This is a genomic window from Paracoccus yeei ATCC BAA-599 (assembly GCF_000622145.1).
GTDB classification, from domain to species: Bacteria; Pseudomonadota; Alphaproteobacteria; order Rhodobacterales; family Rhodobacteraceae; genus Paracoccus; species Paracoccus yeei.
Genome location: NZ_KK211402.1, coordinates 237,293 through 251,108, shown reverse-complemented (window position 1 = coordinate 251,108; position 13,816 = coordinate 237,293). Strand labels below are relative to the sequence as shown.

The following is a 13,816-nucleotide window of genomic DNA, read 5'->3' as shown; positions in this document are numbered from 1 at the left end:
CTGTCCTTTCAAAGCGCGCGCAGGATGACGGGTTCGGGGGCCGAGCGGGACGGCGCGGAGGCGAGATAGGGGGCGAACTGGGTCACCGCGCGGCCAAGGCGCGCCCGCGCCGCCTCGTCCGCCAGCTTGCCGCCGACGAACTCGCGGTCCGAGACATAGACGCCGGTGGCCAGGCTCTGCGCCTCGAAAAAGCCGAACAGCGGGCGCAGCTGGTGTTCGATCACCAGCGCGTGGCGATCGCCGCCGCCGGCGGCCGCCAGCAGGATCGGCTTGCCGGCCAGCATGCCCGGGTCCAGCAGGTCGAAGACATGCTTGAAGAGCCCGGCATAGCTGCCCTTGTGGACCGGGCTTGCGATCACCAGCGCGTCCGAACGGATCAGCGCGGTGACATGCTCCAGCGCCTCGGGCTCAAGATCGCCCAGATGGCGCGCGGCGCCCAGCGAGGGGCCGAGGTCGTTCAGGTCGAAGACATGGCCGATGGCGTCGAAACGCTGGGTCGCCAGCTCGACGGCGGCTTCCACCAGCGAGCGTGTGCGCGAAGGCGCGGAAAGGCTGCCGGCAAAGCCGGTGATGGTCAGGGTGGTCATGGGATGCACGACTCCGTCAAAGGGGGTCAGGTCGGGCGGGCGCCTCGGGCTTGCTGGCCAAAGGCGGGCCTCAGGATCGGCGCGAGCATGACGCGCCGGGCGATTTCTCGGGCAATGTGGCGGGCGTGGGCGGCGCATTCCGGCGCGCCGACCAGTTCGCCCACATGGCCCCGCGCCAGGGGACCGGCAATCAGGATGCGGTCGCTGGTCCGGCCCTGCGCATCCTGGGCCTTGCAGATCGCGGTCGTGGCAAGACCAAGGCCCAGCGGACAGGGCGCGATCAGCCCCAGACGGGCCAGCGCCGCCAGCGCGGGATTGGCGCCGATACATCGGTCCTGCGCGGGGCCCGTGGTGACGACGATGCGGTCGAAGCGCTCGCGCCGCAGGGTGTCGGTACCGCGCGGCCGCCAGGTCACATCCGCGCCGCCGTCGCGCCGCTCGGCCGCGACCAGATGGCCGGCGGCATAGTCCAGCCGCCCCTCGTCCAGCAGCCGGGCGATGACCGCCTCGACCTGGGGCGCCAGGCGATAGCGGTGGACGTCCCACCAGGTCCGCAGGTGGCGCAGCAGGCGGGCGCGGGCGTCCATGTCCAGCGCCGCCCAGATCTGCGGCCCCTGCGCGCGCAGCCGATAGAAGGTGGCATGCCAGCCCTGCCCGCGCGCCTGGTCGTCGACGATGGCGTCGCGCACCCGGCGCAGCAGGTCCGAGGCTTTCGTCGCGGGCGGGTCGGTGAAATCGGTGCCGCTGTCCTGGCAGACGGGCCCCTGCGCGCGCGACCGCAGGCCGCGCCGCGACAGGCAGGTGATCTGGCCGCGATGGCCCTGCCGGTCCAGGGTCGCGATCACGTCGGCGGCGCTCAGCGCGGCGCCCAGGATCAGGACGCGCGCATCCTCGGGGATGTCGGCCAGGCGCACGGCGTCGCCCGGATCGGGCACCAGCACGGCCGAGCCGGTCAGCCCCGCCACCACCTTGGGCACGGCGGGCGCCGGATGGCCGGTCGCCAGCACCAGAAGGTCGGCGCGGATACGGGTCTCGTCCGACAGCAGCAGCACCAGCGCGCCGTCGGCGCTGCGTTCCACGTCGCTGACCCGCGCCCGGATGTGGCGGATCGCGCCGGACTCCAGGTGCGGCGCCAGCCGTTCCGAGACATAGCGGCCGAACAGCGCGCGCTGGGGGTAAAGGTCGCCGCTGGGGGCGACCGCCTGCGGGTCCAGCCGCGCCGCATCCTCGGCGATCCATTCGGCGAAATCGGCGCGGTTGTCGGGGTCGATCGACATGCGATGCGCCGGCACGTTGATGCGATGGGTCGGATCGGTCGCGGAATAGGCCAGCCCCCGGCCCAGCTCGGCCCGCGGCTCGACCACGGTGATCCGCGCGGGCAGGGTCATGCCGGCAAGCTGCCAGGCCAGGCTGGCGCCGGTGAAGCCGCCGCCGACGATGACCACGCGCAGGGGGGACTGGATCGCGTTCATCGCCTCAGCCTCCGGTCACCAGCACGGGGCGCGGGCGGGTATCGGCGGCCGGGCGATAGTCGTTGCCCACCGTCTCGCCAAAGGGGCCCATGTTCGCGGCCAGTTCGGCCTGCGGCAGCGGGTGGTCCAGCGGCAGCAGCGGCAGCACGCGTTCGCCAAAGCTGTAGGCTTCCTCGAGGTGCGGATAGCCGGACAGGATGAAGGTGTCGATGCCGATGCGGCGGTATTCGTCGATCCGCTCGGCCACGGTCGCGGCGTCGCCGACCAGCGCGGTCCCTGCGCCCCCCCGCACCAGGCCGACCCCGGCCCAAAGGTTCGGGCTGATCTCCAGCTTGTCGCGGCGCCCGCCGTGCAGTTCGGCCATGCGGCGCTGGCCGACCGAATCCATGCGGGCAAAGGTTTCCTGCGCCTTGGCGATGGTGGCGTCGTCCAGCCGGCTGATCAGGCGTTCCGCCGCGTCCCAGGCCTCGGCGGTGGTTTCGCGCACGATCACGTGCAGGCGGATGCCGAAGCTGACGTCGCGGCCTTCGGCCTCGGCCAGGCGGCGGACGCTCTCGATCTTGTCGCGCACCTGTTCGGGCGGCTCGCCCCAGGTCAGGTATTTGTGGATCTGCTTGGCCGCGACCGCGTTCGCCGCCTCCGAGGAGCCGCCAAAGAACAGGGGCGGGCCGTTTTCCTGAAGCGGCGGGAACAGCAGCTTGCCGCCGTCGATCTTCAGGTGCTTGCCGCGGAAATCCACCGTCTCGCCAGCCAGCAGCGCCTTGTAGACGGTCAGGAATTCCTGCGTCACCTCATAGCGCTCGGCATGGGACAGGTGAATGCCGTCACCCGCGTTCTCGACCGGGTCGCCCCCGGTCACGACGTTGATCAGCAGCCGCCCGCCCGACAGGCGGTCCAGGGTCGCCGTCATCCGCGCCGCCAGCGTCGGCGATTGCAGGCCGGGGCGCACCGCGACCAGGAACCGCAGTTTTTCCGTCTGCGAGGCCAGGGCGGCCGCGACCACCCAGCTATCCTCGCAGCTGCGGCCGGTGGGCAGCAGCACCCCGTAATACCCCAGCGAATCCGCCGCCTGGGCGATCTGGCGAAGATAGGGCAGGTTCACCGCCCGCCCGCCTTCCGCGGTGCCCAGATAGCGGCTGTCCCCATGCGTGGGCAGAAACCACAGCACCTTGATCTTGTCGGGAACGGCAATGGCCATGACGCATCCTCTCGCAGCTTTTGATCCGCAGCCCCCAGGGGCGCGCAGTGATTCATGGCGAAAGAATACCTGTAAAGACGACCGAGTATATAGATATTTGCAGCCTGCCCGCGATTGAGAAAATCCTTCCCCAGAAGCGCGCCAGCGGGAAAAAGACCTGTCGACACGCACACCGTCAGGGGAAGGATGCTTCTGCCCCGCCATTTCCGTCCCCTGCTTGAGCACGGCGCCCGGGGACCCTAGAGTGGGTCCAGCAGCCCCTGGATACCGCCATGCCGCCCGTTCCTGCCGATCCCGGCCCGATGACTCGGCGCGAGGCCGAGGTGCAGCGCTTCGTGCGTCACCGTTTCGGCCTGCGCGGCACGCTGCGCCTGCATCGCGCGGCGCTTGGGTGGGATCTGCTGCGCGCGCCGGTTAACGTGGCCCTGTCGCCGGTTTTCCTGATCCTCAAGCTGGTCGCCGCCCTTCTGGGCTGGTGCGGCGCGCGCCGCACTGCGGCCTGGCTGGGATCGCGGCGGATCTTTCTGCCCTCGGACGTGGCCCGGCAGCTGGAAGCCGATCTGACGGCGCTGGTCGAGCGGCTGGATGCGCAGGGCGTCGGACCATGCGCGCCCCTGGACGTGACCCGCGCCGCCATCGCCGCCCAGGCCGAGACGCGCAATGCGGTGTCCGAGATCACCACCTCGGCCCTGGTGCTGCTGGGGGGATTCCTGCTGTTTCACCGTGCGACGCTGGGCGTCATGTCGCTGGCGGGGCCGGTCGCGCAACTGCGCGCGCAAAGCCAGGCCATCGCGGATTTCGCCCTGGGCAGCTGGGCCGGGAGGCTGTGGTACGGGTTCTTCCCCACCAGCCTGTCGCCTTGGGAGGTTCTGCTGACCGGCGTCGTGCTGGCCGTCGCGGCCTCGCTGGTCACGACATTCGCCGGGCTGCTCGCCGATCCGGTGCAGCTTTGGACCGGGGTGCACCGCCGCCGGCTGATGCGGATGCTGGCGCGGCTGGACCGCCAGCAGGGCCCCGCCGGGATCGAACGCGAGCATGTCCTGGCCCGGCTGGGCGATCTGGGCGACATCGCCTCGTCGATCTGGCGCGGGCTGCGCTAGGTGCCCGCCTGATCGGCAAAGGCGCGCGCCTCGTCCGGCGCGGTGCCAAGGCCGCCGGCGGCGGCAAGGTCCAGGTCGGGAAAGTCGCGCGCGACCAGCACGGGGAGCGCTGCGCCCGTGGCCCCGGCTTCCTTGCACAGCGCCTTGATGCGGGATTGCGCCTCGGGGCGCGGCATGTGGCGGGCCAGGGCAAAGGTGAAGGCCTCGGCGTGGATCAGCCCGCTGCCGTCGTCGAGGTTCGCGGCCATCGCCTGTGCATCGGGGCTGATCGCACCCGCCAGGTCCTGCGCCAGCGCGATCCCGCGCCCGGCCGAGATGCACAGCTGCGGCAGGGTCAGCCATTCGACGAACCAGGCCGCGCCGTCGCGCTGCTGGCGGTGCAGCCCCGCGCCCTGGATGGCCCCCGCCAGCGCCACCGCCTGCCGCGCCAGCGCGACCAGCACCGAGGGGCCGACGGGGTTCTGCTTTTGCGGCATGGTGGACGAACCGCCCGCCCCTTCCAGCCGGATCTCGTTGATGCCGGTCTGCGTCATCAGGATCAGGTCCTCGCCCATCTTGCCGAAGGTGGCGGCCAGTCCCGCCATCCAGGCGGCAAAGGCGCCCATGCGGTCGCGTTCGGCGTGCCAGCTGTGGCCCGGATCGGCCAGGTCCAGCGCCTGGGCCAGGCCCGCTCGGACCTCGGGCCCCTGCGGACCCATCGCCGACAGCGTGCCCGCCGCGCCCCCCAGCGAGACGGTCGCCAGGCCCGCCCGCACCTCGGCCAGCCGGGCGCGGTGGCGGATCAGCGGATGGCCCCAGCCCGCGACGACCGCGCCGAAGCTGGTCGGCGTCGCCGCCTGCCCATAGGTGCGCGCGGCCATCGGCAGCGCCGCGTGCCGGCGCGCAAGCCGCCCCAGCGCGGCGATGAGATCCCCGAGCCGTTCGTCCCAGATCTGGGTCACGCGGCGCAGGCGCAGCGCCAGGCCGGTTTCCATGATGTCCTGGCTGGTCGCGCCCCAATGCAGGTATTGCGTGTGATCGGGCGCGTTCATCGCCTTGCGGAAGGCCGTGACCAGGGCCGGGACCGGCACGCCGTTCGTCGCCGTCTCGGCCCCCAGGGCGGCGGGGTCGATCTGCACCTCGCGGCTCGCGCGGTCGATGAAGGCGGCCGCCGTTTCGGGGATGATGCCCAGTGCGCCCTGAACACGCGCAAGCGCGCCTTCGACCAGCAGCATGGCGCGGATCTCGGCGCTGTCGGTGAAAAGCGCGGCCGTCGCATCGTCGGAAAACAGGCTGCGGTAGATGGCGCTGTCGGCGGCTGAGGCGGGCATGGGCAGTCCTTTGTGGAACGCGAAGGACCGGGGGCTGTCTGCCCCCGGACCCCCGAGGATATTTCGGCAAGAAAGAAACGCCTCAGGCGGCGGGGCGCAAGCCCAGGATCTGGCGCGCCTGCTGCCAGGTGGCGACGGGGCGGCCGTATTTCTCGCAAAGCTCCGCGGCGCGTTTCACCAGGGCGGCGTTCGAGGGCGCCAGCCGCTCGCGGTCGAGGCGCACGTTGTCCTCGAGCCCGGTGCGGGCATGGCCGCCCGAGGAAATCGCCCAGTCGTTCAGCACGTTCTGGTTCGGGCCGATGCCGGCCGCGCACCATGGGGCGTCCTCGCCGAACAGGCGCTTGACGGTATAGATATAGTAGTCGAACACCTCGCGGTCGGCGGGCATGGCGTTCTTCACGCCCATCACGAACTGGACATAGGGACGATCCGTGATCTGCCCCGCCGTCCACATCTGATGCGCCTTGAGGATATGGCTGAGGTCGAAGGCCTCGATTTCCGGCTTCACCCCGTATTTCACCATTTCCGACGCCAGCCAGTCCACCAGGTCGGGCGGGTTTTCATAGACCCGCGTCGGGAAGTTGTTCGAACCGACTGACAGAGAGGCCATGTCGGGCGCGAGCGGCAGCATGCCACCCCGCGCCTGTCCCGCGCCCGAGCGTCCGCCCGTCGAGAGCTGCACGATAAGGCCGGGGCAGTGCTTTTCCAGCCCCTCCTTGAGCGCGGCGAAGCGGTCCGGGTCGCTGGTCGGGCGGCCCTCGTCGTCGCGGACGTGGCAATGGGCAATGCTCGCACCCGCCTCGAAGGCTTCCTGCGTCGACTCGATCTGCTCGGCCACGGTGATCGGCACCGCCGGGTTGTTGTCCTTGGTCGGAAGCGAGCCGGTGATGGCGACGCAGATGATGCAGGGATTGCCCATGGTCACGCCTTCTCAGATGTCGAAGAACACGGTTTCGTTGTCGCCCTGCAGCTTGAAATCGAAGCTGTATTCGCCGGGGCCGGTCCTTTTGGCCAGCAGGGTCTGGACGCGGGCCTTGTGCTCGATCCGGGCCAGAACCGGGCATTCGGCATTGGCCGCTTCCTCGTCATCGAAATAGATGCGGGTCTGCAGTCCCAGGTTGATGCCGCGCGCCACCAGCCAGATGTTGATGTGCGGCGCCATCAGACGGCCGTCCGGAAAGGGCACGCGGCCCGGCTTGATCGTCTCCAGCCGATAGATGCCGGTGTCGAAATCCGCGGCGACCCGGGCCCAGCCGGTGACGTTCGGATCGGCCCGGCCGCGCGGGTCGTTGGCGGGATAGATGCCCTCGGCATCCGCCTGCCAGCTTTCGAACAGCGCATCGCGCAGGATCATCTCGGCGCCGTCGATGACGCGGCCGGTGATGGTGATGCGCTCGCCCTTGGCGCCCTCGCGGATGGGCGAGCCGCCCAGGTCCTCGGGATAGATGCCGGGGTTTCCGAGCGCGTTCGGGGTCAGCCCGATGTGGACATAGGGGCCCGCCGTCTGCGAGGGCGTCTCCTTGAGATAGTCCAGCTTCTGCATCACAGCCCCTCCTTGCGGTTTTCGAAGAACGACTGGCGGCGGCCGCGCAGCACGATGTCGAACTTGTAGGCCAGGCAATCCATCGGGATCGCCCGGTTCATGTCAAGCGGCGCGACCAGCGCCTGGATGGCGCGCTCCTGCCCGATGGTGTTCACGATGGGGCATTTCGCGATCAGGGGGTCGCCCTCGAAATACATCTGGGTGATCAGGCGCTGCCCGAACCCCGAGCCGAAGACCGAGATGTGGATGTGCATCGGCCGCCAGTTGTTGACGTGGTTCGGCCAGGGATAGGCGCCGGGCCGCACGGTCAGGAATTCATAGGACCCGTCGCGGCCGGTCAGGGTACGCCCGCAGCCGCCGAAGTTCGGGTCCAGCGGGGCCAGATAGCCGTCCTTCTTGTGGCGATAGCGCCCGCCCGCGTTCGCCTGCCAGATTTCCACCAGCACGCCCGGCACGCCGCGGCCGTTTTCGTCCAGCACCCGGCCGTGCATGATGATGCGTTCGCCGATCGCCGGCTCGCCGGTGAAGTTCAGGATCAGGTTGTTGTCCAGATCCCCGATCATCGAATGGCCGAAGGCCGGGCCGGCTTCCTCGGACAGAGTGGACCCCAGCGCGACCAGTGCGCGCTGCGGGGCGCGGGTCATCGAGGTCTTGTAGCCCGGCGTATAGGCCGGCGGATGCCAGTCGCGGTCGCGAAAGAACAGGGGGCCGGGGACGAACGAATGGTCGATCTCCTCCCCCGCGGGATTGCGCAGATGGGGCTTGACCTGGAAATCGGCCTGGCTGCGGGTCATGGACGTGTCTCCTCCATTTCGGCGAAGGTTTCCTTCGCGATCTTGATGGCATGGTTCGCGCGCGGCACGCCGGCGTAGATGGCGACATGCAGAAGCGCCTCGAGCACATCCTGCCGGCTGGCGCCGGTGCGGGCGGTGGCGCGGATGTGCATGGCCAGTTCGTGGTCGTTGCCCAAGCCCGCCAGCAGCGCGATGGTCAGCATCGAACGTTCGCGCTTGCTGATCGTGTCGCGCGACCAGACCGAACCCCAGGCGCCTTCGGTGATCAGCGTCTGGAAGGGCGCGTCGAAATCGGTCTTGGCGGCCTCGGCGCGGTCCACATGGGCATCGCCCAACACCGTGCGGCGCGTGGCCATGCCCTGGTCAAAGCGTTCGGTCATCGGGCGTGTTCCTGGACAAAGGGGGCAAGGATCGCGGCATAGGCCGCGGGCTGTTCGACGCAAGGCAGATGGCCCGCATCGGGAATGACGTGAAATTCCGCGCCGGGGATCAGGTCGGCCGTGGCCTTGACCAGTTCGGCGGGCGAGGACCCGTCCTGATCGCCCGCGATGACCAGCACCGGCAGGCGCAGGCCGGCGGTTCCGGCCGCCAGGTCGGTCGCGGCCAGCGCCTCGCAGGCGGCGGCATAGCCGGCGACCGAGGTGCGCACGACCATGTTGCGCCAGGCGGCAAGCTCGGGCCGGGCGCGGAAGCCGGGCGCGAACCAGCGCTCCATGATGGTGTCCGCGATCGAGCCCAGGCCGGGTCCGCGCACCGCCGCGATGCGGTCGGCCCAGCTTTCGGCCGTGCCCATCTTGACGGCGGTGTTCGACAGGACCACGGCGCGCAGCAGATCGGGGCGGCGCGCCGCCAGCGACTGCGCGATCATGCCGCCGATGGACAGGCCCACGAAGACCACCGGCCCCACGCCCAGATGCTCGATCAGCGCGGCTGCGTCTTCGGCCAGGTCGTCGATGGAAAACGCGCCGCCCTCGTCGGACAGGCCGTGGCCGCGCTTGTCGAAGCGGATCGCGCGCAGGCCGGGCATCTTGGCCAGAAGCCCGTCCCACAGCCGCAGGTCGGTGCCCAGAGAATTGGCAAAGACGACGGCGGGCCCATCGGCCGGACCGTCGACGCGGTAATGCATCGCACCCCAGGGGCGGTTCAGAACTTGCATGGCATTCTCCCTTGTTCGATAATCTCTCATATCGAAAACGGCTTGGATAATGCAAACTTCGCCCTGATGGATAACCGTACCGCTATGCATCCGGGCGTCAAGCTGCGCCATATCCGCGCCTTTCTGGATATTGCCGCCGAAGGCGGGCTGACGGCCGTCGCCCGCGCGCAGGGCATCACCCAGCCGGCGCTGTCGCGCACCCTGGCGGAACTGGAAACGCTGCTGGGTCAGCCCATGTTCCTGCGCCAGGGCCGCCGCCTGGTCCTGACCGAGGCCGGGGCCCTGTTCCGCCGCCATGCCAGCGCCGCCGTCCAGGCGCTGGAGGCCGGGGCCGCCGCCCTTCGCCCCGGCAGCAGCGGCACGCTGCGCCTCGGCGTGCTGCCCACGGTCGCGACCCGCTTCCTGCCCCGCGTCGTCCTGCGCTTTCGCGAGATACGCCCCGAAATCGTGCTGGCGGCCGAAACCGGGCCGCATTTCCACCTGATGCGGCTTTTGCGCGAAGGCTCGGTCGATCTGGTCGTGGGCCGGCTGCCCGGCGCCTCCGAGATGGCGGGCCTGAGCTTCGATCACCTGTATGAGGAGGAGGTGATCCTGGCCGCGCGCGCCGATCACCCGATGCGCGCCCGCCCCGCCCCCGAGGCGCTGGCGGCGTCCCCCGTGATCCTGCCGCCCGCGACCGCGCTGATCCGGCCGGTGGTGGACAGCTACCTGGCCGCGAACGGTCTGGCCGGGCTGCGCCCCGCGATCGAGACGGTGTCGCTGGCGCTGGGGCGCGGCATCTGCCTGGCCTCGGACGCGCTGTGGTTCATCTCGCGCGGGGTGGTGGTCCACGAACTCGACAAGGCCGAGATGATCGAACTGCCGACCGGGGCGCGGTTCCTGTCGGGCGCGGTGGGCATGACGCGACGTCAGGCCTCGGCCGCGCCGGGGCTGGCGGATTTCGCCGAAATCGCGGCCGAGGTCGCGCGCCAGATGCCCTGAGCCGGCGGCCGGACGACCGAAAGTTTCAAAAACCCCTTGCATGAAGTCCATTTACGCAAGGCAAATGCATTGATACGGGGCCCCGCAAGGCCGGTGCCGAAAAAAGCCGGTCCCGGATTTCCGAGCGAACAGGAGGGATTCGATCTTGGTGACGCAAACACAGCCGCGCGGCATGGCGGCAACGACCTGGGTGGCCAGCCTGTGCTGGATCGCCGTGGTGCTGGACGGGTTCGATCTGGTGGTGCTGGGCGCCCTGATCCCGACGCTGACGGGGGGCGAATCGTCCTTCATGACCAAACCCGAGGCGACCTTCGTGTCGACCATCAGCCTGGTCGGGATGACGCTGGGGGCGCTGACCATCGGCGCGCTGACCGACCGGGTCGGGCGGCGCAAGGCGATGATCTGGGCGGTCGCGGCCTTTTCGGTCGCCACACTGGCCTGCGCATTCGCGCAGAACTGGGGACAGCTTGGCCTGTTCCGCTTCCTTGCGGGCTTTGGCCTGGGCGGCTGCCTGCCCACCGCCATCGCCATGGTGACCGAGTTCTCCTCGGGCAAGGCGGGCAAGGCCTCGACCCGGGTGATGACGGGCTATCACGTCGGCGCGGTCGCGACGGCGCTGCTGGGACTGGTGCTGCTGCCCCTGCTGGGCTGGCGGTCCATGTTCTGGGCGGGCGCCCTGCCCGGCTTCGTGCTGGTGCCGCTGATGATGCGCCACCTGCCCGAATCGCCCTCGTTCCTGCTGGCCAAGGGGCGCCGGGACGAGGCGCTGGCCGTCGCCCGCGCCAACAACCTGGTGCTCGAGCCCGAGGCCCCCACCCCCACGGCCGAGGCGGCCATTTCGGGCAGCGCCCTGTTTCGCGCGCCCTTCCTGCGCAATTCGCTGGGGATCTGGGTCACGTCCTTCATGGGGCTTCTGCTGGTCTATGCGCTGAACACCTGGCTGCCCACGCTGATGATCGAGGCGGGCTACGGCCTGCAGCGCGGCCTGTGGTTCCTGCTCCTGATGAACGTCGGCGCCATCGTGGGCCTTCTGGTCGCAGGCCAGGTCGGCGACGCCATCGGGCTGCGCACCGCGGTCATCATCTGGTTCCTGGCCAGCGCCATCCTGCTGGCGGCGCTGTCGGTCAAGGTCCAGGTCGGGCTGCTTTACCCGCTGGTCTTCGTCACCGGCTGCTTCGTCTTTTCGGCGCAGGTGCTGGTCTATGCCTATACGGCGGCGAACCATCCCCCGGCCGTGCGGGCCACCGCGCTTGGGATGGCGGCGGGCATCGGCCGGCTCGGCGCGATCTCGGGACCGCTTCTGGGCGGCACGCTGGTGTCGATGGGCATCGGCCACCCCTGGGGCTTTTACGTCTTCGCCCTGGTGGGCCTGCTGGCCGCCATCGCCATCACCTCGACCCGGGTGATGCGGCAAAAGGTCTGATCCCCCTCGCCCGGCGCCCCGATGCGGGCGCCGGGTCCCGCGGCCAAGGCGAGCCATGTCCAGCGACCAGCCGATCCCGCATTACTATCTTTACGGCGACAGCGGCGCCGACGTCGAACGCGACTTCCTGCATGTCGAGCCGATCCTGGACCGCAGCGGCCCGCACGGCTGGCGCATCAGGCCCCATGCCCATCCCGACCATGCCCAGGTCTTCCTGATCCACCAGGGCGGCGGCACCGTCCGGTTCGAGGACCGCACCCTGGCAATCCCCCTGCCCGCCGTCATGGTCGTGCCCGCGGGCTGCGTCCACCAGTTCGAATTCCAGCCCGGCACCGACGGCTATGTGGTGACGGCGGCGCTTGGCTGGCTGCAGGCGGCGACGGCGGGCGACCCGCAGCTGGCGCAGGTGCTGGCCGATCCGGCGGTGCTGGCGCTCGAAGGCTCGGGCATCCACGAACCCACGGTGATCGACAGCTTCGACTGGCTCCTGCGCGAATTCGTCTGGTCGGCACCCGGGCGGCGCACGGCGATCATGGCGCTTTACCTGCGCATCCTGGTCATCGTGCTGCGCCTGCGCGTCGCGCATCAGGCCCTGGCGGGGCCCACGCCCCTGGACCGCGACCAGGACCTGCTGGTGCGCTACCGCGCCCTGATCGAGCGGCATTTCCGAAAGCAGCGCGCGCCGGCCTTCTACGCCGATGCGCTGGCCGTCACCGTCGCCCGGCTGAACGCTGCCTGCAAGGCCCGCGCCGGGCGCACCGCCAGCGCGGTGCTGCACGAACGCATCCTGCTCGAGGCCAAGCGCATCCTGCTTTACACCGACCACACGGTCGCCCGCGTGGCCCACATGACAGGGTTCGAGGACCCGGCCTATTTCAGCCGGTTTTTTGCGCAGCGCACGGGCCGGTCCCCCGCCAGCTGGCGCAAGCTTCAGGCCGGCTGACGATCCGTCCAAGTTTTTCGACGCCCCGTCCATTCCCCGGAAAGCCCCGGTTGCGCCATTTTGCCGCATCAGCGCGGGCCCCCCCTCGCCCGCGACCGGAAGGGAGGAAAGACCATGCGTCACCAGGTCTGCATCATCGGCGGCGGCCCCTCGGGCCTGCTGCTTTCGCTGCTTTTGCGCCGCGCCGGCGTCGATTCCGTCGTGCTGGAACGCCGCTCGCGCGACTATGTGCTGTCGCGCATCCGGGCGGGCGTGCTGGAACAGGGCCTGTGCGACATCCTGCGCAAGGCCGGCGTCGGCGCGCGCATGGATGCCGAAGGTTTCGTCCATGACGGCACCATCATCACCGCCCATGGCACCACCGTGCACATCGACTTCAAGGCGCTGGTGAACAAGTCCGTCATGATCTACGGCCAGACCGAGGTCACGCAGGACCTTTACACGGAACTCGACCGCATCGGCGCGCCGATCTTTCACGAGGCCGAGGATGTCGCGATCCACGGCGCCGACAGCGACGCGCCGCATGTGACCTTCACCCAGGGCGGCAAGCCCCACCGCGTCGATTGCGACCATATCGCGGGCTGCGACGGGTTCCACGGCGTCAGCCGCCGCACCATCCCCGAAAGCGTGCGGCGCGAATTCGAAAGCGTCTATCCCTTCGGCTGGCTGGGCATCCTGTCCGAAACCCCGCCGGCCGCCGAGGAACTGATCTATTCCGGCCACGAACGCGGCTTTGCGCTGTGTTCCATGCGCAACGCCAACCTCTCGCGCCACTATCTGCAGGTGCCGCTGACCGACACGCCCGAGGCCTGGTCCGACGACGCCTTCTGGGACGAACTCCGCCGCCGCCTGCCGCCGCATTTCGCCGAAACCCTGGTGACTGGCCCCAGCATCGAGAAAAGCATCGCGCCGCTGCGCAGCTTCATTTCCGAACCGATGAGCTGGGGGCGCATCCACCTGGCGGGCGACGCCGCCCATATCGTGCCGCCGACCGGCGCCAAGGGGCTGAACCTGGCCGCGTCCGATGTCTGGTATCTGTCACAGGCGCTGATCGCGCTTTACGCGGGCGATCCGGCACCGCTGCGGGACTATTCCGCGACGGCGCTGGCGCGGGTCTGGAAAGCCTCGCGCTTTTCCTGGTCGATGACGCGGATGCTGCACCAGTTCCCGGCCGAGGGCGCGTTCCTGGCCCGGATGCAGGCGGCCGAGGTCGACTATCTGGCGCAGTCCAGGGCCGCCCAGACCGCGCTTGCGGAAAACTACGTCGGCCTGCCCTACTGACGGCGGCCGGAACGGAAAACGCCCGGGG

The 13,816-nt window shown here is 69.8% G+C and carries 14 protein-coding genes; 5 read left to right on the top strand and 9 right to left on the bottom strand.

Annotation, left to right across the window (positions count from 1 at the left end; translation table 11 throughout):
- Nucleotides 1–8 precede the first annotated feature (8 nt).
- The 3 genes from BU28_RS0118905 to ssuD are packed head-to-tail and all read right to left on the bottom strand — an operon-like array spanning nt 9 to nt 3,257.
- Entirely contained in the window at nt 9–587 is a 579-nt protein-coding gene (locus BU28_RS0118905; protein ID WP_028720804.1) for an NAD(P)H-dependent oxidoreductase, read from the bottom strand.
- A 26-nt stretch (nt 588–613) separates the two neighbouring features.
- A complete protein-coding gene (locus BU28_RS23850; RefSeq protein WP_051578320.1) occupies nt 614–2,059 on the bottom strand; it encodes an FAD/NAD(P)-binding protein in 1,446 nt (481 codons plus the stop codon).
- A 4-nt stretch (nt 2,060–2,063) separates the two neighbouring features.
- Entirely contained in the window at nt 2,064–3,257 is a 1,194-nt protein-coding gene (gene ssuD, locus BU28_RS0118895; RefSeq protein ID WP_028720803.1) for an FMNH2-dependent alkanesulfonate monooxygenase, read from the bottom strand.
- Between the two features lie 272 nt (nt 3,258–3,529).
- Between ssuD and BU28_RS0118890 the strand changes: the two genes are divergently transcribed.
- Nucleotides 3,530–4,357, top strand: a complete 828-nt coding sequence (locus BU28_RS0118890) for a DUF6635 family protein (protein ID WP_028720802.1) — start codon at nt 3,530–3,532, stop codon at nt 4,355–4,357.
- Here the strand turns inward: BU28_RS0118890 and BU28_RS0118885 are convergent.
- The 6 genes from BU28_RS0118885 to pcaD form a co-directional block, all read right to left on the bottom strand.
- The gene (locus BU28_RS0118885; protein ID WP_028720801.1) at nt 4,354–5,667 is read right to left on the bottom strand and encodes a class-II fumarase/aspartase family protein; all 1,314 of its coding nucleotides are present in this window, start codon (nt 5,665–5,667) and stop codon (nt 4,354–4,356) included. The two genes, BU28_RS0118890 and BU28_RS0118885, sit on opposite strands and share 4 nt — an antisense overlap.
- Nucleotides 5,668–5,749: 82 nt before the next feature.
- Nucleotides 5,750–6,586 (bottom strand): 3-oxoadipate:acetyl-CoA acetyltransferase, encoded by an 837-nt coding sequence (locus BU28_RS0118880; protein ID WP_028720800.1) that lies wholly within the window; start codon nt 6,584–6,586, stop codon nt 5,750–5,752.
- A 12-nt stretch (nt 6,587–6,598) separates the two neighbouring features.
- On the bottom strand, nt 6,599–7,210 hold the full coding sequence (gene pcaG / locus BU28_RS0118875; protein WP_036763567.1) for a protocatechuate 3,4-dioxygenase subunit alpha: 612 nt from the start codon (nt 7,208–7,210) through the stop codon (nt 6,599–6,601).
- A complete protein-coding gene (gene pcaH, locus BU28_RS0118870) occupies nt 7,210–8,004 on the bottom strand; it encodes a protocatechuate 3,4-dioxygenase subunit beta (RefSeq protein WP_081791477.1) in 795 nt (264 codons plus the stop codon). The genes pcaG and pcaH overlap by 1 nt, the downstream gene beginning before the upstream one ends.
- Entirely contained in the window at nt 8,001–8,384 is a 384-nt protein-coding gene (gene pcaC / locus BU28_RS0118865; RefSeq protein WP_028720797.1) for a 4-carboxymuconolactone decarboxylase, read from the bottom strand. The genes pcaH and pcaC overlap by 4 nt, the downstream gene beginning before the upstream one ends.
- Nucleotides 8,381–9,160, bottom strand: a complete 780-nt coding sequence (gene pcaD, locus BU28_RS0118860) for a 3-oxoadipate enol-lactonase (protein WP_028720796.1) — start codon at nt 9,158–9,160, stop codon at nt 8,381–8,383. Before pcaD ends, pcaC begins: the two co-directional genes overlap by 4 nt.
- Nucleotides 9,161–9,226: 66 nt before the next feature.
- Here pcaD and BU28_RS0118855 point away from each other — a divergent pair, with 66 nt between their 5' ends.
- From BU28_RS0118855 to pobA, 4 genes are all read left to right on the top strand, one after another.
- Nucleotides 9,227–10,141, top strand: coding sequence for a LysR substrate-binding domain-containing protein (locus BU28_RS0118855; RefSeq protein WP_158212787.1), 915 nt, complete (start codon nt 9,227–9,229; stop codon nt 10,139–10,141).
- Nucleotides 10,142–10,289: 148 nt separating this feature from the next.
- Nucleotides 10,290–11,564 carry an MFS transporter gene (locus BU28_RS0118850; protein WP_028720794.1) on the top strand — a complete coding sequence of 425 codons (1,275 nt, stop codon included), beginning with the start codon at nt 10,290–10,292 and terminating at the stop codon, nt 11,562–11,564.
- Nucleotides 11,565–11,619: 55 nt separating this feature from the next.
- Entirely contained in the window at nt 11,620–12,507 is an 888-nt protein-coding gene (locus BU28_RS0118845; protein ID WP_036763563.1) for a helix-turn-helix domain-containing protein, read from the top strand.
- Between the two features lie 114 nt (nt 12,508–12,621).
- The gene (gene pobA / locus BU28_RS0118840) at nt 12,622–13,788 is read left to right on the top strand and encodes a 4-hydroxybenzoate 3-monooxygenase (RefSeq protein WP_028720792.1); all 1,167 of its coding nucleotides are present in this window, start codon (nt 12,622–12,624) and stop codon (nt 13,786–13,788) included.
- The last annotated feature ends 28 nt before the right edge of the window (nt 13,789–13,816 follow it).